At 36.1% G+C, this 20,033-nt stretch carries 16 protein-coding genes; all 16 read left to right on the top strand.

The annotated features are described in order from the left end of the window. The first annotated feature begins 315 nt into the window (after nucleotides 1-315). The 16 genes from VXM77_RS05220 (at nucleotide 316) to brnQ (ending at nucleotide 19,935) form a co-directional block, all read left to right on the top strand. A complete protein-coding gene (locus VXM77_RS05220) occupies nucleotides 316-4,902 on the top strand; it encodes a PolC-type DNA polymerase III (protein WP_161832177.1) in 4,587 nt (1,528 codons plus the stop codon). Nucleotides 4,903-5,325: 423 nt separating this feature from the next. Next, nucleotides 5,326-6,084: a VCBS repeat-containing protein gene (locus VXM77_RS05225; protein WP_237659002.1), complete on the top strand. Its 759-nt coding sequence runs from the start codon at nucleotides 5,326-5,328 to the stop codon at nucleotides 6,082-6,084. 147 nt (nucleotides 6,085-6,231) lie between these two features. Beyond that, nucleotides 6,232-7,146, top strand: coding sequence for an alpha/beta hydrolase (locus VXM77_RS05230; protein WP_161832937.1), 915 nt, complete (start codon nucleotides 6,232-6,234; stop codon nucleotides 7,144-7,146). Nucleotides 7,147-7,342: 196 nt separating this feature from the next. Next, on the top strand, nucleotides 7,343-8,260 hold the full coding sequence (locus tag VXM77_RS05235; RefSeq protein ID WP_338507297.1) for a manganese-dependent inorganic pyrophosphatase: 918 nt from the start codon (nucleotides 7,343-7,345) through the stop codon (nucleotides 8,258-8,260). Nucleotides 8,261-8,481: 221 nt separating this feature from the next. Further along, the gene (locus VXM77_RS05240) at nucleotides 8,482-8,832 is read left to right on the top strand and encodes a hypothetical protein (protein WP_262953721.1); all 351 of its coding nucleotides are present in this window, start codon (nucleotides 8,482-8,484) and stop codon (nucleotides 8,830-8,832) included. Nucleotides 8,833-8,892: 60 nt separating this feature from the next. Beyond that, nucleotides 8,893-10,845, top strand: coding sequence for a hypothetical protein (locus VXM77_RS05245; RefSeq protein ID WP_262953722.1), 1,953 nt, complete (start codon nucleotides 8,893-8,895; stop codon nucleotides 10,843-10,845). Further along, entirely contained in the window at nucleotides 10,842-11,450 is a 609-nt protein-coding gene (locus tag VXM77_RS05250) for an ATP-binding cassette domain-containing protein (RefSeq protein ID WP_262953723.1), read from the top strand. Before VXM77_RS05245 ends, VXM77_RS05250 begins: the two co-directional genes overlap by 4 nt. After that, nucleotides 11,447-11,911: a hypothetical protein gene (locus VXM77_RS05255; RefSeq protein ID WP_338507298.1), complete on the top strand. Its 465-nt coding sequence runs from the start codon at nucleotides 11,447-11,449 to the stop codon at nucleotides 11,909-11,911. The genes VXM77_RS05250 and VXM77_RS05255 overlap by 4 nt, the downstream gene beginning before the upstream one ends. 385 nt (nucleotides 11,912-12,296) lie before the next feature. Further along, nucleotides 12,297-12,515, top strand: a complete 219-nt coding sequence (locus tag VXM77_RS05260) for a hypothetical protein (RefSeq protein ID WP_161831678.1) — start codon at nucleotides 12,297-12,299, stop codon at nucleotides 12,513-12,515. 114 nt (nucleotides 12,516-12,629) lie between these two features. Continuing rightward, a complete protein-coding gene (locus VXM77_RS05265) occupies nucleotides 12,630-13,172 on the top strand; it encodes a chromate transporter (protein ID WP_161831679.1) in 543 nt (180 codons plus the stop codon). Beyond that, nucleotides 13,172-13,735 carry a chromate transporter gene (locus tag VXM77_RS05270; RefSeq protein WP_161831680.1) on the top strand — a complete coding sequence of 188 codons (564 nt, stop codon included), beginning with the start codon at nucleotides 13,172-13,174 and terminating at the stop codon, nucleotides 13,733-13,735. The genes VXM77_RS05265 and VXM77_RS05270 overlap by 1 nt, the downstream gene beginning before the upstream one ends. 122 nt (nucleotides 13,736-13,857) lie before the next feature. After that, nucleotides 13,858-15,045, top strand: coding sequence for a cation:proton antiporter (locus tag VXM77_RS05275; protein ID WP_338507300.1), 1,188 nt, complete (start codon nucleotides 13,858-13,860; stop codon nucleotides 15,043-15,045). Between the two features lie 159 nt (nucleotides 15,046-15,204). Beyond that, a complete protein-coding gene (locus VXM77_RS05280) occupies nucleotides 15,205-15,927 on the top strand; it encodes a LytTR family DNA-binding domain-containing protein (protein ID WP_338507301.1) in 723 nt (240 codons plus the stop codon). Between the two features lie 302 nt (nucleotides 15,928-16,229). Next, on the top strand, nucleotides 16,230-16,808 hold the full coding sequence (locus VXM77_RS05285; protein ID WP_161831683.1) for an accessory gene regulator B family protein: 579 nt from the start codon (nucleotides 16,230-16,232) through the stop codon (nucleotides 16,806-16,808). Nucleotides 16,809-17,655: 847 nt separating this feature from the next. Continuing rightward, nucleotides 17,656-18,594, top strand: coding sequence for a hypothetical protein (locus tag VXM77_RS05290; RefSeq protein WP_202618730.1), 939 nt, complete (start codon nucleotides 17,656-17,658; stop codon nucleotides 18,592-18,594). Between the two features lie 60 nt (nucleotides 18,595-18,654). Beyond that, a complete protein-coding gene (gene brnQ, locus VXM77_RS05295) occupies nucleotides 18,655-19,935 on the top strand; it encodes a branched-chain amino acid transport system II carrier protein (protein ID WP_161831685.1) in 1,281 nt (426 codons plus the stop codon). Nucleotides 19,936-20,033 lie beyond the last annotated feature (98 nt).

Below are 20,033 nucleotides of genomic sequence, written 5' to 3' on the forward strand. Positions count from 1 at the left end.
TCGTATTTATACAATTAGGAATTTTTTGAATGATTTACTACTAGAAGAAATGTTATACATAAGTGATAGGAGAGCTTTTACTTAATGTGTATGGTCATGTGATCGTATGAATACGGTATAAAAAGTAAAAAATATTTATGGTAATGAAACATGAAAAAATCAGTTCTATTAGATGATGAAATAATTTGAAAACAGTGATAGAATGGATTAGTTATGATGGGTGGTTAGTTACCATCTGACGTCTCTTATCTGATGATAGGAGAAATATATAGTAGATATAGACTGTGTGTTTAGATAGAAAAGGGGGATCCCCGCATGCAAAAACAGATGCAAATTTTGTTAGAACAAATTCAATATCCAGAGCACCAACTTTTTTTATTCGATAATAAGCTCATTGAAAAAGTCGATGTTTTTAGAAAACGTCAGGAACTGCTCTTTCATTTAACTTTTGATACACCATTGGTTTCAGCCGCTTTTTATGAGTTTTATTCCCATTTTGAAAATACATTTGGTCGTATTTCAACCATTAATCATGCGAGCTTTACGATTCGTTATTTAAGCCGTCCGAGTGATGAACAGATTTTGGAGTATTGGCCATTAATGATTGAATATTTAAGTCGGCAAGATTTATTGATACGCTGTCTTGAAAGTTTTAAAGCAACCGTTGTAGGTGATCAGCTACAAATTGCAGTAAAGGAAGCTCGTGATTATCAAGAAATTAAAGAAAAGTACGCGATAAAAATTCAACGTGGATTTGAACAGTTTGGCTTTCCAATAAAAGAAGTGTGTCCTATCTATTCCGAGGATGCTCTTTCTGATGCAGAAATTTTGACAAGAAGGGAGACTTCCTTACCTCCAATCGTAGAGGTGAAAAAGAGTGTTGAGACTGAACCTAATCCGCAACGCCCAACCTTTAGAAATGAAGGAGGAGCTAGAGGAGGACGAGGAGGCTATTCGCGAAAAGAACCTGAAGTTACTGAGACATCGATTGGTGGACCTATTACAGGGAATCCGATGAACTGTAAAGATATTGATGATGAAATGAGTCGGTGTGTGTTAGAAGGTTATATCTTTGATGCAGAAACCCGCGATATTAGAAATGGTGAGATGCTGTTAATAACTGCTAAATTTACTGACTATACGGACTCTATTTATATTAAAATGTTTGCAAAATCGGATGAAACAAAGAAAATGGTCCCAAAGATTTTGAAAAAGGGAAACTGGGTTCGTGTCAGTGGGAGAATTCAATTTGATACTTTTTCAAAGGAATTGTGCATGATGGTCAATGCTGCGAATCTTATTGATGCTAAGGTTGAAGAAAGAAAAGATTTAGCACCTGAGGGTGAAAAGCGTGTGGAATTGCATGTCCATACGAAGATGAGTGCGATGGACGGAGTGACTGATATTTCGTCTTATATTAGCCAGGCAGCAAAATGGGGGCACCGAGCAATTGCTTTGACCGATCACGGAGTCGTTCAGGCCATTCCAGATGCCTATCATGCAGCCAAAAAGAACGATATTAAAATTATCTATGGAGTTGAGGGATACCTTGTTGAAGATCGCCCTAAAATCGCTTGGGCGGAACAAGATATTTCACTCAACTCAGCGACATATGTCGTATATGATGTGGAAACGACAGGGTTTTCGACTAATTATGATGTGATTATTGAAATTGCCGCAGTAAAAATTTATAATGGATCAATTATTGATGAGTTTTCTGACTTTGCTAATCCTCATCGAAAACTGTCACTAAAAACCATTGAGTTAACGCATATTATGCAAAGTGATGTTGATCAGGCCCCTGAGCTTGAGGATGTGATGAGAAGGTTTAAGGAATGGTCAGAAGGTTGTATTCTAGTTGCGCATAATGCCTCATTCGATATGGGGCACTTACAGGCAACATATGAGCGATTTAATTTAGGAGACTGTGAAAATCCTGTGATTGACACACTAGCAGCTGCCCGTGTCATGTATCATCATCAATATGGTGTTTATTGGAACTATGCGACAGATGCCCTTATTGATGAAAAGTTTAAGCGTAAAATGAAACGATTTAACTTAAAAGCTTTATCTAAATTTTTTAAAGTAGAGTTAACGCAACATCACCGGGCGATTTATGATGCGCGTGCGACAGGTCAAGCCTTTATTTTGCTATTAAAGGATATGATGAAACTAGGGATTAAGACGCATGATCAAATTAATCAATTAGTTGATGATGATAGTTCATTTAAATTGGATTATTCAACGCATGTGACTATCCTGGCTAAAAATGAGATAGGATTTAAAAATTTATTTAAAATTGTTTCTCAGTCCATGACAAACGATTTGTATGGGCAACCTCGTATTCGCCGTAGTTATTTACAGGCCCATCGAGAAGGGCTACTTATTGGGAGTAGCTGTGTCAATGGTGAGGTTTTTGAAACAGCCTTAAATAAATCTTATGAAGAGTTAAAGGAAAAGGCGAAATTCTATGATTATTTAGAAGTTCAACCACCGGAAGTATATTCCCATTTAATTGATTTGAACTCAAAGGAGATGGCAAATTATATTATAAAGACCATCGAGCGAATTATTAAAGTAGGGGAGGAGTTGAACATTCCAGTTTGTGCAACGGGAGATGTTCACCACTTAAATCGTGATGATAAAATTTATCGTCAAATATATACGCGAACACCAGCAATTGGGGGAGGGCGTCATCCACTTAATCATCCAGATATAAAATCGATCCCGAGTATGCATTTTAGAACAACGGATGAAATGTACCACGATTTTCACTTTTTAAGTGAAGAGAAACAGAAAGAAATTATTGTGATTAATCCAAATATGATCGCCGATCAGTGTGAAATGATTAAGGCAATTAAAGATGAATTATTTACACCGGCAGATGATTTCCTTAAAGATAAGGGGATTCCAAGTATTAAAGACCGTTTAAGTGAAATGTGTTATGAACGAGCTTATGAATGGTATGGTAAAGAATTGCCACAGTATGTTCTTGATCGGTTGATTAAAGAACTAAATAGTATTATCGGGAACGGATTTGCGGTTATTTACTATATTTCTCACATGCTTGTAAAAAAATCACTTGATGACGGCTACTTAGTTGGTTCTCGTGGATCGGTCGGGTCATCGTTTGTAGCCACTTTAATGGATATCACGGAGGTTAATCCGTTGTCTCCGCATTATCGATGCCCAAACTGTCTTTTTTCGGCCTTTAAAATGAACGAAGATGAAAAACATCGCTACGGAATTCGTCCGGAGGAAGAACAGTTTCAGGAGATTTTAGCTAATGCTGAGTCGGGGTTTGATTTGCCAGATGCACATTGTCCACATTGTGGCACGAAGATGAGAAAAGATGGACATGATATTCCGTTTGAGACATTCCTTGGATTTAAGGGAGACAAAGTTCCCGATATCGATTTAAATTTCTCAGGAGAATACCAACCGGTTGCCCATCTGTATTGTAGAGAGGTATTTGGTGATGACTTTGCCTTCCGTGCCGGAACGATTGGAACCGTCGCTGAAAAAACAGCATTTGGATATGTAAGAGGATTTTTAGAAGATACGCATCATCAAATGCGTACAGCTGAAATTGAACGTTTAGCAAAAGGATGCGAGGGTGTGCGAAGAACGTCGGGGCAACACCCGGGAGGGATTATTGTTGTTCCAAACTATATGGATATTTATGATGTGACACCAATTCAGTATCCTGCCGATGATCCAACGGCGGAATGGCGAACTACTCACTTCGACTTCCATTCTATTCATGACAATTTATTAAAACTTGATATACTTGGGCACGATGATCCGACGGTTATTCGTTATTTACAAGATATTTCAGGAATAGATCCGAAGGACATTCCAACCGACGACCCAGAAGTTTATAAATTATTTTATTCCACGGAATCATTAGGGGTGACACCAGAGCAAATTCGTTCAACGACGGGGTCATATGGCGTTCCGGAGTTTGGAACTCCTTTTGTGCGCAATATGCTTGAAGATACGAAGCCTAAAACGTTTGCGGAGTTAGTTAAGATTTCAGGTCTTTCTCATGGAACGGACGTATGGTTGAATAATGCAGCCGATTTAGTGTCTGGGAAATACGAGAAGTTTGGCAAGATTGAATTTAAAAATGTTATCGGATGTCGTGATGATATTATGGTCTATTTAATGTATGGTGGCTTAGAACCCGCTCTGGCGTTTAAGATTATGGAGTTTGTGCGTAAAGGGATGGCGAGTAAGGTGCCAGACGGATGGAAAGAGTTTGAAGAAGAGATGCGCAAGCATCATATTCCTGAATGGTATATTTGGTCTTGTGGGCAAATTAAATATATGTTCCCAAAAGCCCATGCTACTGCATATGTTTTAATGGCAATTCGAATTGCATGGTTTAAAGTTCATCATCCTATTTATTATTATTGTGCGTACTTTTCAAAACGTGCGGATGTCTTTGAAATTGAAACGATGATGAAGGGGCCAGATGCTATTAGAAAACGTTTAGACGAAATTGATGAAAAGGGATTTGAGGCCACACCTAAGGAAAAAAACTTAGTTACTATACTTGAAATTGCATTAGAGATGACAGAACGCGGTTTTTACTTTCAAAACTTTAATTTAGAAGAGTCACAGGCCGTTGATTTTAAAATTTCTGACGATAAAAAGTCATTAATCCCTCCATTTACAGCGTTGGATGGATTGGGGGAAAACGTGGCTAGACAAATTGTAGCTGCAAGAGAAGAGGAGCCCTTTAAAACGATTAAGGATGTTCAAACTCGAGGGAAAGTTTCTAAAACGCTGATTGAAAAAATGCAAATGATGAATGTCTTTGGTGATATGGAACTTGGAACGGATAAGCCAAACAAATCAGCTTCACGTCCACCAAGCAATCAAATGACATTATTTTAACAAAAAAGAGGTCTAATAAAAGACCTCTTTTTTTTATTTAAGATAGGAAGAAGACTCATAAATGGATTAAAGTGGCGCATACTAAATCTATATAAAATTACAGTTGTTTTCAAGGAATAAGACTTGTCTTTCTAGGTTAGAAAAGGAGAAGTGACGGTGCTCTTAAACAGAGGAATGATTGGCATAAGAAAGACATTTTATATTCGAAGAGGAGGCCAAATGTTGTTGCGCTTTTTAAGCCATTGCTATAATGACATGAGGTAAGGTGTGAAAGGGAAGCACACTTCTAAGAGGAAATAAGTTCTTCTCTTCCGTAAAATAACATCATTTTTTACTTTATCACCTAGAGTGATTGTAGGATTGGCATTTTTCGAAGAGGGTAATTTTCTTGTTAACATGGTATGGAAGATGAGAAAGGATTTGATGAGGATGTTTATAGATGCGGTGACTCCCCCACCAATTGAGATGGTTATCCAGGAAGAGCAAATATGTACGTTTGATCGCAAGATTGGAGATGTAACGGGAGATGGCATAGACGATTTTGTATATTTAACTGGACATAAAAAAAGCCCGGATGCCATTTATCAGGAGGGGATTACTATTTCGGTCGTCGATGGGGTTACAAATGAGGTGACTGAGCAAGTTTTAGACCTAAATGGGGGATATGGGAGTGCTTTGTTTTTAGGTGATTTTAATCAAGATGAGATTTCTGATATTTATGTCTCAATTAGTTCGGGTGGAAGTGGTAATATTAATTATTATTATATTTATAGTTTTAAAGATAAAACGCCTGTACAATTGCTTGATTATCAGTCTTTAAACCAATTATACGAATGGAGCGTTCGATTTTTAGATCATTATCAGGTAGAAGTCATAAATGATACGCTTAATCAAACGTATGAACTCAATTTATCTTTTAAAAATAAAGAATTTTTACAAAAATATTATGATAGCGAGGGAAAAACTAGAGAAGGGGTAGAAGGGGAAGTTCTTCCGCTAGGTGGATTATCTCCTATTATGACGCCACGAGGTAAAGGGGCCTATAGTCTTTTATCTTCGCAAGTCATTATTGGGACTGCAATGGTGGATCATCTTGGGGTAATTGAGATTTATTTAACTTATCAGGAAGGGAAGTTTATTCCTTATGATATGGTGATTGGTGAACAGGGAAATATAAAATGATGTCAATCTTGTTTTTGACTGGGCTTTATTAAAATCAATCATTTGATGTTAAAAGGTAAAAATGAAATTATTTCGAATTTTTAGGAGTTGGTTTCCTTATAGAATTATGGTACATTATAGGTATGTAAGACGAAGGAGGCCATTTTCTTGAAGGTTCAAATGGTAGATGGGTTTGATATAGAACTTTATGTTTACGAGCCACAATCAGAGGTTCGGACACGAGGAGTCATTCAATTAGTGCATGGTTCATGTGAACATGCCAAACGTTATGAGCAGTTCATTAGCTATTTACTCGAATTAGGGTATGTGGTGTACGCGAATGATCATCGAGGACATGGAGAATCTGTCCTCAATCCGGAGGATTATGGGTATTTTGGTGAAACCAATGGATGGTTTGATATGGTCGAAGATTTAAAAGTCATTAATGATTTGATTCATGCCCAACATCCAGACTTGCCAATCGTGATGCTTGGTCATAGTATGGGGTCTTTTTTAGCTAGACATTACGCGATTGATTATGGAGAAACGATTAATGGTTTAATTTTAACGGGAACGGCACATCAACCGTCCTATCAATTAAAACTAGGAAAATTTGCTGCAAAATTAATAAAGAAATTAAAGGGATCCCGACATCGTAGTATGTTAATTTATCAACTTTCTTACGGATCTTTTAATCGCCAACTTAAAGGGGCAAAGACGTCAAGTGATTGGATTTGTTATGATGATGAAGTAGTTAAAGCCTTTTGTGAAGATTCAAAATGTGGTTTTATTTTTACTGCCGCGGGGTTTGAAGATTTATTTACCGGATTGCTATACATGACGAATAGGGAAAATATTAAGCGAATGCCACATGATTTACCGGTTCTTATGTTGTCTGGAGAAGATGATCCTGTTGGTGGGTATGGAAGAATGGTTCTTAAATCCTATGAGGCGATGAAAGAAGCGGGACTTTTAGATATTCAATACACATTATATCCAAAGATGAGACATGAAATTTTAAATGAACGAGAAAAATTCCAGGTCTATTCTCAAATTACAACGTGGTTAAATGAAATTATATAGAAAACGGATAATTTAGTTTATCCGTTTTTTTATAGCCTTCATTTATGTAACCATCTATTGGAAGGTTAAGAAATTATTATTTAGCGGGAGGGTTCTAATTTTTATTGGAGATTAAAATGTTATTTTAAAAATTGAATTTTAAGGTGAAGATAGTGTAAAATAAAAGGAGTGAAATTTTAGAAGGAGGAATGAATAAATGACGACATTAGTTTTCGGACATAAAAATCCTGATACGGATTCAATTACGTCAACATTAGTCATGACGGATTTACAAACAAAATTAGGGATGGATGTAAAAGCCTGCCGTTTAGGTGAATTAAATAAAGAAACACAATACATTTTGAATTATTTTTCTGTTGAAGCACCAGAGTTAATTGATGGTGTAACGGAAGCAGATGAAGTGATTTTAGTTGACCATAATGAATTTAATCAAAGTGCAACTGGAATTGAGAAAGCAACAATTAAAATGGTAGTGGATCATCACCGTATTGCGAACTTCCAAACATCAGAACCTTTATTCTATCGTGCGGAGCCAGTTGGATGTACAGGAACGATTTTATATAAAATGTATAAAGAAAATAACGTTGAAATCGATGCTAAAATGGCAGGGTTAATGGCAAGTGCGATTATTTCAGATTCTTTATTATTTAAATCACCCACTTGCACGCCACAAAATGAAAAAGCTTGCCGTGAGCTTGCAGAAATTGCTGGACTTGAAGTGGAAACTTATGGGCTTGAAATGTTAAAAGCAGGAACAGATCTTTCAGATTTAACAGCAGGTCAATTATTAGGAATCGATGCAAAAGTATTCCCAATGGGAGCATCAACTGTTGAAATTGCACAAATTAACGTCGTAAGTATCGAGGATATGATGACACGTAAAGCAGAATTAGAAGCTGAGATGAAATCAATCATCGATGAAAAAGGATTAAATTTATTTGTTGCAGTGATCACAGATATTTTAAATAGTAATTCACAAATTATTGCTTTAGGTGAGCGTACAGATATTGTTGAGAAAGCTTTCAACGTTGAATTAACAGAAAATACAACGTTACTTGAAGGGGTTGTTTCTCGTAAAAAACAAATCGTTCCTGTAATGGATCGCATCGCTTAATTAGTGAGATAAAGTAAAAAACATCTTTTAGTCTCTAGGGATTGAAGGGTGTTTTTTATTTTTGTGAATAGAAAACTTTCCTTTTAGAGGATGAAATAAAAAAATTAAATCATAAAAGGTATAAAATGACAATTTATAAGGGTGTTTCTATGATAGATTTTAGTTATAGAGATGAATGAGGACGACTCTATAACTAAAAAATTTAAGATGGAGGTTAGGAAATGAGAAAAATCGGAAACTATGGATTAGCATTAATGACTGTTATAGCTTTAGGAAGTGGTGTGGGGTTGACGGCCCATGCAGGTTCAGTATCTAAAACGGTAACTAGCAATTTTACGAGTGCTTGGGAAAAAACGGCTACCGGAAGTAATGGAAGTAAATTGCAGTATGGATATAATACTGTTTTAATTAATGAGGATACGGCGTATGCCTATCATCCGTCAGCAAGCCATTATGCTAAAATTCAAAATGGAAAAGGGGCTCATACTTCTAGGTCTTCTTTTGGCGGTCAATGGTCAAAGCTTGAAGTGGTTCATTCTGGACAAACGGTGATTTATAGTTGTGAATGGTAAGATGAAAAAGTGCGAATGTTATATTCGCACTTTTAGTGTATAAGGAAGGGTGTGTGTCGGGTGAAGTGGGTGAAATACCTCATTGGGATTCTTTTGATTGCCATGAGTTTGATTTTTACTGGGGAGCTATTTATTTTCCATTTAGATCAATTTCAAGAAAGCTATTATCAAGCAACATTCGTCTTTGAGGAGACGACTTCCGAGGCATCAGAGATTATTTCAGATTTTTTAGAAGCGGCCGAACATTATGATGTAGATTTTTTCTTTGTAGATGGTGAGATAACATCGGATATAAAAAAGGAAATTAAGATTTATGGAACAGAAGGTGCATTAAAAAGCTTAGAGAATCGCCAAATTAAAACTCAAGAATATGATAGTTTATTTGTTGGAAAAACGGAGGTCATGTTACGACCGATTACTGAATTTTTTGATATTAAGAAGATGAAATCTTGTTATTTTATCGGAGAAGATGTTGAAACATTACGAGCCTTTAAAACCCAGTTGGTTGATAAATATTCGGGGGGGATGCCAAAACTTTACTCTTCTGATCAACAGACGGTAGCGAATTTAGTGCTTGTTTGGGGTGGAAGTTTTGCGATTATTTTACTCATGTCCTCTTATGAAATGTTAATTAGTAAAAAAGAACGAATGGTGCGTTACATGCTAGGTGAGGATATTCGTCAATTGGTTTGGCGAAATATTTTAGCAGATACATTTGTTTTTAGCGGGAGTTATGCCCTTGGAAGTCTTTTATTATCTAAGGTTTCAAATGTTACGTTTATGTCTACATTAAGTTTTTGGATGTTAGCCGTCTTTTTGATACTGAATGGTGTGTTATGGCTGTTTAGCTTGAGATATCAGCTAAAAAAAGATTTAGCAAAAGATGTAAATGGTCAAGGCTTACTTTTCGTGAGTTATGGCATAAAAGCTATGACGTTTGTTCTTACACTGTTATTAATCACGTTAAATTTAATTGTTTTTGTCGAAGGGTATGATTATTATCAGCAACGGGATTTTTTTAAAGCACACGAAGACTATGCTTATTATCAGATTAATTATCGGTTAGAAGATGATTTAACGGGGGAGCGAACGAGTGAGATTATTCAAAAATTTCATCAGACGTTTGAAAATCGGAGTTTGATGTATGCTGATTTATCAGATGAAGAGCACACGGTTCGTTTAATTAATGAGCAAACAAAACATGAGTTGCTTAAGCAAAATAGTCCGATTGCAGATGTTTTAAGTCAATGTACGGAGGAGAAGGTTTATATTCTCACCCCTTCATCGATTAAACAAGAGGCGAGTTTTAAAGCGTATCTTCAAATGGTGCTACGAATGTATTTAGGGGAGGCATTTACCGATTTGTCGTTGATTGAGTTTATTCCGTATGAGGAAGAGGTGCGCTTACTTGGAATTAGTGACCCGATGTATACGTATCGCAGTCATTATTCAAAAAATCCTGTTATCATTTTAAATCAAACAACGATTCAACATGACCCAACCGGAAATGCGATCTATTATGCTTATGATGTGATGTATGATATATCTGATGAGGAATTCTCCGAATTTATTAAGGATTATGGAATACAAAATCAAATTTTAAAGAAAACGAATGTGTATGAGTTGTATCAGTATAATTGGGCGATGGCTAAGCGTTGTATGAAATTAACAGCCTTATTGTCCATTTTTATGATTGCCCTTGAGTGTGTCATGATTTTATTTGTATTACGGCTAGAATATAGCTTTAAAGCGATGGAAATGGTTTTAAAAAAGACACTCGGGTATAGTTTGTTTGAAAGAGAAAAAGTTTTAGTGGGGTTAACACTACTTCTTTCATTAATAAGTTGTTTACTGGCAATGGTTATTGGTCAGTTCTTATTGATAGAAATAGACGTTTACTTTATAGGATTGAGTCTTTTTCTAACCGTGATTGAACTGATTTATATCGGATATAAGACAAAGCAATTAGAAAAATTAAAAATGGCATCCATTTTAAAGGGGGAGCGGATATGATTGAAGGGATTGAATTAAGTAAGCGATTTGAAGGTCGTGTTTTATTTGAAAACTTTAATTTTAAAATAGAATCTGGTGAATTTGTTTGCTTTTCGGGAGTAAGTGGTTGCGGCAAAACAACGTTATTAAATATGATTGGGATGATTGAGCCGTTTGATTCTGGAAAATTATTGATTGATGGGGAAGCGATTGTGACGCCTAAACAAAGGATGCAATATTTCCAAAAAAAACTTGGTTTTTTATTTCAAAATTTTGCGCTTGTTGAAAACAAGACCGTTGAACAAAATTTAAAGCTTATTCGTAAGCAAGATCGCACGAACTTAACGATGGAAGAAGCGTTAAAACGGGTGGGACTTTCTGGAGTTTTAAAGCAAAAAGTATATACATTATCTGGTGGGGAACAACAACGTGTGGCATTAGCACGCCTATTTTTTAAACAAAGTGAAATTATTTTAGCGGATGAGCCAACAGGATCTTTAGATGAGGCAAATGCTAATCGGATTATGCAGATTTTAAAGGAACTTCATCAAGAAGGGAAAACGATTATTTTAGTGACACATGATGAAAAAATAAAGAGAATGGCAGAGCGGGTGATTGAGTTATGAAGTTAAAAAAAGTCTATGCAGTTATTGGGATAATTGTTGTTAGTCTACTTATTTTTCATGGGGGATGGTATGTGAATCAAAAAGCGTATGAGCCTTATTGTGAAGGGTATGATTTATACTTTAGTGCCTATGGCAAAACAACGGATCAAGCACAGTATACGGTATCTTTACCTAAGTATCCTCAGTTCACAGGAAATTTAGCGATTGGAAATTTAGAGGATACGTTAGCGATTATTATGTGGCCTGGGTTATTAGCTAACGAAATAAAAGAATATGGAGTGACGCTTGTTGATCAAGGAATCGGGTATGAGGTCTACGTGGATGAGAAGATGAATTATTTAGAGACAAAGAAAAATCAATTTCTAGCTGATGAACGGGAAACTGTTGAACAATTATTAGAACAACATCATGAAGAGCTTGTTTACATGCGTGAGCTTGCAAAAGAGGAATGGGGGCTGTAGCCGTCAATCAATGGATGCTACGTGTTATAACTCCAATCCTTAGTCCCCTTTTTCGCTTCAAAAAATTCTTTATAAGAGGAGAGGTGTAGAACTTTTATCCATTGAATTGAAGGGAGTTAGTCTTGAGGGGCTAGACTCCTTTTATTTTTATTGAAAACTAGTTTTTGAATGATTAAAACCATCGTGGCAATCCCCCACCAATGGATAGGCAGGGCGATCATAAGTAAGTGGTTTTCTATGTCGAAAAAGGGATCTTAAGATAAAAAATGAAAATAATTAGCGTTTTCATTAAGTGTCTTTTTTTGTCATATTTACAGATTGAGGAATATCGCTTATAATGGTTTCGTTTCTTAATTATCTATTTACCTGTCAGGAGGTATTTTATTTGGAGAGTAAACGACTAATAAAAAAGCGGAGGGATCAACATAAACAAAGTGAAACGAAGGATTACATGTCACGGTGTGTGATCGGGGGGCTTGTTATTTCTACTTTATTAATATCACTTGTTTCACATGGGTTTAATGTCAGTGAGTTAGATCTTGGATGGATGAAATTAATCGGAGTGTTAATTGGAGGGATTGTTGGTTACTTATTTCAAAAGTAAGGATTTTATGTTCTAACTGATGAAAGTCTTAACGGGAAAGCCGTATAAAATAGAGGTTAAAAGACTATAAAATGAGTAGACAACGAAATAAATTTTTGCTTTGGAGGTTTAGAGATGAAGGATTATTTTGATTTATTCTGGACGTTTTGTCGTATTGGAGGTTTGACCTTTGGTGGCGGCTATGCCATGCTTCCAATGTTACAAAAGGAAGTAGTTGAAACAAAAAAATGGGTGACAGAAGAGGAAGTCATGGATTATTATGCCGTGGGACAATGTACCCCAGGGATTATTGCTGTGAATACCGCAACGTTTATTGGATATAAACATCATGGAATTTTAGGGGCGATTGTGGCTACTTCAGGTGTTGTTTTCCCTTCGCTTGTTATTATTATGGTTTTAGCTGCGTTTTTACAGTCTTTTGCAGAAATTGCGCTTGTTCAGCATGCATTTAATGGAATACGTGTTGCTGTTTGTGTGTTAGTTCTTACAGCGGTGATTAAGTTATGGAAGGGAGCGGTAGTAGACAAAGTTTGTCTGCTCATTGCCATTTTGACGATTTTAATTGGAATTTTAACGAATATTTCACCTGTCTTTATCGTGGTTGCTGCTGCCCTCATCGGATTATTTGTTAAAGGAAGAAAGGTGGAACATCGTTAATGACATATTTAGTATTGTTTTTAGAGTTTTTTAAGATTGGGTTATTTGCCGTAGGTGGGGGGCTAGCAACTTTACCTTTTTTATCAGAATTAGCGGGAAAATATACGTGGTTTGATGAGGCTATGCTAGGAAATATGATTGCCGTTTCTCAATCAACTCCGGGGCCTATTGGAATTAATATGGCGACATACGCAGGATTTAATGCCGCTGGTATTTTAGGTGGAATCATTGCAACCGTTGGACTGGTCACACCGTCTGTTATTGTCATTATTATTGTCGCTCATGTTTTAAATAAGTTTAAAAAAAGCCAAGTGGTGCAAGCAATCTTTTATGCTCTTCGTCCGGCGGTAGCTGGGCTTATTGCCGTGGCTGGATTTGGAGTTTTTAAAATAGCAGTCTTAACGCTCGATCAATTTGAAATTACCCATCAGGTCGTTGATTTGTTAAACTGGAAAGCAGCGTTATTGTTTATAGTGATGTATTTTATGACAACAAAAATCAATAAACATCCTATTTTCTTTATCGCATTAGGCGCCGTTGTTGGTATTTTAATGGGCTTATAGATCAAAGATTAATAAAAAGGCATCGTCAGGTTCTGATGATGCCTTTTTATTGCATATAAATAAAAGGAAAGATGTAATAAACGGAAGAGAGTAACTTTCTTTAGGGGATTGGAGTGAAACAGATGTTATCGTATAAGTTTTTATTCGATGTCGCTATTATCTTACTTAGTACAAAAATATTAGGCTTACTTACAAAGAAATTCTCAATGCCACAGGTGGTAGGGGCGTTATTAGCGGGGCTTTTTCTCGGACCTGCGGTGCTAAATGTTTTACATGAAACGGATTTTATTAAACAGGTTGCTGAAATTGGTGTGATTGTTTTGATGTTTACGGCGGGACTTGAAACAGACTTATCCGAGTTGAAAAAGACAGGAAAGGCATCGTTTATTATTGCCCTATTTGGGGTGCTTGTCCCACTTTTACTTGGATTTTTACTTGTTTCTTTTTATAATCACGAGAGTGGTCCCGAAGAGGCAAATGTCATTTTACAAAATATCTTTATGGGGGTCATTTTAACAGCAACTTCTGTGAGTATCACGGTGGAAACCTTAAAAGAATTAGGTTGTTTAAATACACGGGCCGGGAACGCTATTTTAGGGGCGGCTATTATTGATGATATTTTAGGAATTATTGCATTGACAATTGTAACGAGTTGTGCAGATGCCTCAGTCAACGTCAGTATGGTATTGGGGAAGATTGTTCTTTTTTTCGTGTTTGCAATTGGAGCGGGTATTATCTTTTACCGTGTGTATAGTCATTGGGTTAAAGGCTATCACAAGGATATGCGACGATTTGTGATTATTGCCTTTGTTTTTTGCTTGTTATTATCATTTTGCGCAGAGGAGTTTTTTGGGGTTGCCGATATAACGGGTGCTTTTATTGCAGGACTCATTTTATCGAATTCGCCCTGTGTTCCTTATATTACTTCACGGTTCGAAATTATTTCGTATATGTTATTATCCCCTATTTTTTTCGCAAGTATCGGTATTCAGGTAGATTTGACAGGAATGAATCATGAGTTTTTTTGGTTTACCATTTTGCTCGTTGTGATTGCGATTGTGTCTAAAATTATTGGTTGTGGTTTAGGTGCGAGAATGTGTCATTATTCGAAAAAAGAGTCCTTGCAAATCGGTGTTGGAATGGTTTCAAGAGGGGAGGTTGCCCTAATTGTTGCAAGTAAAGGGGCGGCAGTTGGACTAATGGGAACAGCATTTTTTGCTCCTGTGGTATTAATGGTTGTTGTAACGACCGTCATGACCCCTATTTTTCTAAATTGGGTTTTCAAACCTAAACATAGAAGGCATAAATAAGTTAGCGCCCCCGGGGCGTTTTTTTATAGGTTGGAAGGAGGAGAGGAAAAGAAGAGGTGGACGATCAAAATTTGATCATTAGAGGTAATTGATTTAAGTGATAAAAGATGTCGAAATATGTTATAATAAAATTATATTGTATATTAGAAAGGGGCAATCATGATGATTTACCTCGCTTTATGTGATGATGATGCTGTGTTTCGTTTAAAGTTTAAAGAAATGCTAACACGCGTCCTAGATAACGCTGGAATCTTTCATCATATTTACGAATTTGAATCGGGTGAAGACCTTTTAGAAAATTATCCTAAAAAATTAGATATTCTTTTTTTAGATATTCAAATGAAACAATTAAATGGAATTGAGACAGCGAAAGAGATTAGAATTTATGATACACAAGTTGATATTTTATTTTTAACCTCAATCATTGACTACGCCCCGGAGGGATATGAAGTTCGGGCTTACCGGTATATCCTAAAGTCAGTAAGTGAAACTAAATTATCAAGACATATACTAGCCTGTATAAGGGAACGACGCTTAAAGACAACCCAGGATTTAGTCTTACGTGAGAAAAATTCTATTTTTCGTATCGGGGTCCATTCTATTTTATATATTGAAACTAAACGTCCTAATTTGATTATTCATACGCTTAATGGGGCGCATTCGATTCGGATGAGCATTGCTGAAATGGAAACACGCTTAAATGAGTTAGATGGTACCGGATTTTATCGCTGTCATAATAGTTACATTATTAGTTTGAGACAAGTAGAATCTCTAGGGTCGCAATCACTTAAAATGCGGGGTGGGATAGAAATTCCCGTGAGCAAGTATCGTCTATCTGGCCTAAAAACTGCCTTGACGATTGCGTTAGGAGAGTTAATTTAGGGGGGAAAAGATAGATGGGGCTTTTAAAGGATTTGGTCTTTGTTATTTATGCGCCTCACTTTGTAGTTAGATGCCCAATGATTTCTAAAACAACTTGTAGTTTCTTAGTCAGGGGAGGCAGGCGGATAACTGAAGATGAGAATTCAAATGGGGAATACAGATACGTTCATCCAATGCAACAGGAATCAATAGTTATATAACTTTCAATTTGTTTTCCATTCGGGAAGGTTTCCCACTTTTGAATGATATTGTTTCTTCTATATAAGGAGCGATAAATTTTAGTGTCATGTTAAGGAGGCTATATGTTTCAATCATTGGCTAATATGCTCGTTCAACAATTAATTCGTTATGGAATGATTGAGTCGCAAGAAGCGGAGATTTATCGTTATGGATTTGAGATTTTGATTTATTTTATAGTAAATGTATTGATTGCGTTTGTATTGGGTGGAATTTTTGGAGAGTGGATTGGAACAGGGTTATTTTTAGGATGTTATTGCACGTTACGTCAATTTACTGGGGGTTATCATGCTAAAAATTATCTGCTTTGTACCTTAACATTTGCTACCATCTATACAGTAACGCTTATTTTAATTCATTATTTATCCTTTTTGGAGATTCGTTGGTTAATTGTAGTGGGATTAGGGTTAAGTTTTTACACCATCTATAGGTTGGCTCCGCTTGAACACCCTAATAAGCCGCTTCAGAGAGAGGAGAAAGTCTACTACAGGAAAATTTCTTTAATGATGGTCTTTTTTGTGATGGGGACTGTGATATGTCTTTTACCGATTAGAGCGCTTTTGACCTTCTTATTGTATCCTGTATTTGCAGTTTTTTGGATTGCATTATTGCTAATATTAGGGAAATTATTCAACAAGAAGTAGAGGAAATAAATTCCTTTGCTTCTTGTTTTTTTTGATATAAAACTTTAATTTTTGATCGATTTTGTCCAAACTGCTACAGTTATCGTCCAGTTTGCACAAAGGGGTATAAAAATAAAATTAAATATGATATATTCGACACGTGATAAAAAGAGTTCTGAAAGGGTAAGTGAGATGATAAGTAAAGTAGAATAATCGATTTAAAATAGAGGGTGAGTTAAAAGAATAAAACGATTAAAAATAGTAGGATTTAAAGGATGAAGAGCATACATGAGGGATGAAAAAATAAAAATGAATTTTATTTGGATTTTATTGATGATTATATTGTTATTTTTAGGGAGTCATCGGATTTCATCGATTAAGGGAGAATCGAGGAGAAATCAAGAGATATATTTAGTGGATTTAGAAGGTAGGAGAGTAGAGAATAAATCAGAATGAGATGACTGATTGTCTATATGGGAGTGTCTAGGTAGCGTTTAGTTGTGTAGCATAAAAAAAAGGAATGGGAGACCTTTAGTTCATAGGACATGACAAGAGATTGAATACCTTATCCTGGGTAAGGTAGCGGAAATGGTTTACCCTTTTTGGTAGCTTGAATAAAGAAGGATTGGGAACCTTCAAGGGAGAAAAGACGAAAACGAGTAGGGTCGTGAATTGTTTATAAAACTTTTATGAGAATGAATAGGTAGAAGTGGGAAGCTATCGGTTCATTCTTTTTTATTAAATTGCCAAGGAATGACTAAAATGTCGGTTTAACTTCTTTTTTGTTGCAAATCACAGTCAAAGTCCTTTATAATGAAACATATCGTATGTACCGTAAGATTAAATAGAAAAGGATGGCTTACAAGTGATGAAGACAGAAACGATGGATGGTTATTTATATATCATTAATTATGCAGAAGGCGAAGAGTCTTTATGTCGTTTAGAGATGAAGGTGCTATTTAATCAAGAGCTAACAGGTAAGTATCTATTTTCTAGCCTAGCGATTGACCCGTCCCGAAGTGTTTTTATTAAAGAGCGTTTAACCATTTTATACTCGCATCCAACGTATGAAGGATTGTATCAACAAGTAAAGGAGAATCCTCTAAATCTTGAAACATTTAAGTGTCTCTTTTTAAGGTTTAAAGGACAGGAGCTTTCATATCAAGAGCGTTTAAAACGATTAAAAGATATTGGTTTCTTAATTGGCGGGGAAGCGGATATGTATCAGCCAAAGCAGGTATTAGGATTAACCGTAATTGAAGGGCGTTGGTTATTTGGAATCCTTGAGGCAAATTCGAATGAGTGGGTAAGTCATGAAAATAAACCCCATTCCTATTCTTTTTCCTTAAGTGTACGCGTTTCACGCGCGGTGGCTAACATTGCGGTGGGACGTCATCCTCATCGACAAATTATTGATCCGTGCTGTGGAGCTGGGACGGTAATTCTCGAAGTTTTAACGGTAGGTGGAAAAATTGTTGGGAATGAATTAAATCCAAAGGTGGCACAAAAAGCAATTGAAAACTTAAAACACTATGGGTATGAGCCGGTTATTCAAATTGGTGATATTCAAGATATTAAGGAGCATTACGAGGTTGCTATTCTGGATTTACCTTATGGGCACTTTAATCCAATTGAGCCTGAAGTGCAGCGGATGATTATTAAAGAGGCCCGTCGTATTGCGGATGAACTCATTATTGTGACACAAGTCAATATGAACCAACAATTAAAAGAGGTAGGTTTCGAAGTTTTAGAACAGTGTACAGCTGTTAAAGGAAAATTTACACGGTACATTACGATGTGTCGTTAATTTTAGTTTAGTAGATATTGTAGGTGGTTATCTGTAAAGGTAGCTAGAGGAGGAAAAAGTATGAATCAAAAGTTATTTAAAGACGCACTTGTTATCGGATTTGCGTTATTCGCCATGTTTTTTGGTGCCGGGAATTTAATTTTCCCTGCTTTTTTAGGAAATATGATGGGCGATCAGTTTTTACCAGCATTAATTGGATTCTTATTGACAGGCGTTGGTCTACCCTTACTTGGAATTATGGCCTGCTCACGTGCTGAGGGTTCTTATGAATTAATGGCATCGCGCGTAAGTCCATTATTTGCTAAAATATCGGCCACAATCTTAATTTTAGCCATTGGTCCTATTATCGCCATTCCAAGAACGGCTTCGACTACATTTGAATTGGGGGTAGCTACACTTCTTCCTGGGGCTAATGCCTTAGTGACAACATTAATCTTTTTTGCTATATGTTTATTTTTCGTTTTAAAACCGACTTCGATTGTAGATTTAATTGGAAAATTTTTAACGCCAGGATTATTAACAGTATTAATCTTAATTATTATTAAAGGGATTGTATTTCCAATCGGAGAGGTTGCGTCACTCGGCGTTGAAGGAGCCTTTTCTTTATCATTTAAAGAAGGATATCAGACGATGGATGTCATTGCCGCTATGATTTTTGGTTCAATTATACTCTCTTCTGTAAGAGCCAAAGGATATCAGGATCACCGTAGTATGTCAAAAGTTATTTTACTTTCTGGATTGATTTCGGTTATCGGTCTTGCCATCGTTTATGGAGGCTTGATGTATTTAGGGGCACAAACCTCATCACTTGAAAGTCTAAGTTTTTCCCGTACACAATTAGTTATGTATATTACGAAAGAAGTATTTGGATCTTTTGGAGCAGTCTTTTTAAGTGTTTCAGCTATTTTAGCGTGTTTAACAACGTCCATTGCCTTGTTAACAGCAAGCGCAAGCTTTTTTACCCGTTTATTTAAAGAACGTATTCCTTATTCTGTGAATGCAGTGGTTCTAACGGTGATTAGTATTTTGATGGCGACAAATGATGTAGATTCAATTGTTGCTTTAGCAGGGCCGGCATTAGATATTATTTATCCAGTTGTAATTGTTTTAATTTTATTAACACTACTTGGACGAATGGTTAAATCTAATCGAGTGATTGCAAGTACTGTTTATGTTGTTCTTGGGCTAAGTACTATAACAACGTTGGCTAATATTTTTGATGTGACGAGCCTTAAAGATGTTTTAGATTATTTACCATTTAATGAGATGGGACTCGGTTGGTGTTTACCAGCAATTTTAGTTTTCTTACTAGCAACCATGCTTACCCCATCGAATAAGTAATATCTCCCCCCTTCTGAAATATTCAGAAGGGGGTTTTAATGTTTTTGGGGATAGTAGGTTTTTAAAAGGATAAGATAAATAGTAAAAATGATAGTTTT

It is taken from the genome of Turicibacter sp. KK003 (assembly GCF_037014675.1).
In the GTDB taxonomy this organism is placed as follows: Bacteria; Bacillota_I; Bacilli_A; order MOL361; family Turicibacteraceae; genus Turicibacter; species Turicibacter faecis.

Bases quoted from the DNA above. Each gene is read 5' to 3' on its own strand.
- VXM77_RS05265 (WP_161831679.1), top strand. From the start codon at position 12,630: ATGAAGGATTATTTTGATTTATTCTGGACGTTTTGTCGTATTGGAGGT.
- VXM77_RS05285 (WP_161831683.1), top strand. From the start codon at position 16,230: ATGTTTCAATCATTGGCTAATATGCTCGTTCAACAATTAATTCGTTAT.
- VXM77_RS05235 (WP_338507297.1), top strand. From the start codon at position 7,343: ATGACGACATTAGTTTTCGGACATAAAAATCCTGATACGGATTCAATT.
- VXM77_RS05240 (WP_262953721.1), top strand. From the start codon at position 8,482: ATGAGAAAAATCGGAAACTATGGATTAGCATTAATGACTGTTATAGCT.
- VXM77_RS05250 (WP_262953723.1), top strand. From the start codon at position 10,842: ATGATTGAAGGGATTGAATTAAGTAAGCGATTTGAAGGTCGTGTTTTA.
- VXM77_RS05220 (WP_161832177.1), top strand. From the start codon at position 316: ATGCAAAAACAGATGCAAATTTTGTTAGAACAAATTCAATATCCAGAG.
- VXM77_RS05280 (WP_338507301.1), top strand. From the start codon at position 15,205: ATGATGATTTACCTCGCTTTATGTGATGATGATGCTGTGTTTCGTTTA.
- VXM77_RS05290 (WP_202618730.1), top strand. From the start codon at position 17,656: ATGAAGACAGAAACGATGGATGGTTATTTATATATCATTAATTATGCA.
- VXM77_RS05270 (WP_161831680.1), top strand. From the start codon at position 13,172: ATGACATATTTAGTATTGTTTTTAGAGTTTTTTAAGATTGGGTTATTT.
- VXM77_RS05255 (WP_338507298.1), top strand. From the start codon at position 11,447: ATGAAGTTAAAAAAAGTCTATGCAGTTATTGGGATAATTGTTGTTAGT.
- VXM77_RS05225 (WP_237659002.1), top strand. From the start codon at position 5,326: ATGAGGATGTTTATAGATGCGGTGACTCCCCCACCAATTGAGATGGTT.
- VXM77_RS05275 (WP_338507300.1), top strand. From the start codon at position 13,858: ATGTTATCGTATAAGTTTTTATTCGATGTCGCTATTATCTTACTTAGT.
- brnQ (WP_161831685.1), top strand. From the start codon at position 18,655: ATGAATCAAAAGTTATTTAAAGACGCACTTGTTATCGGATTTGCGTTA.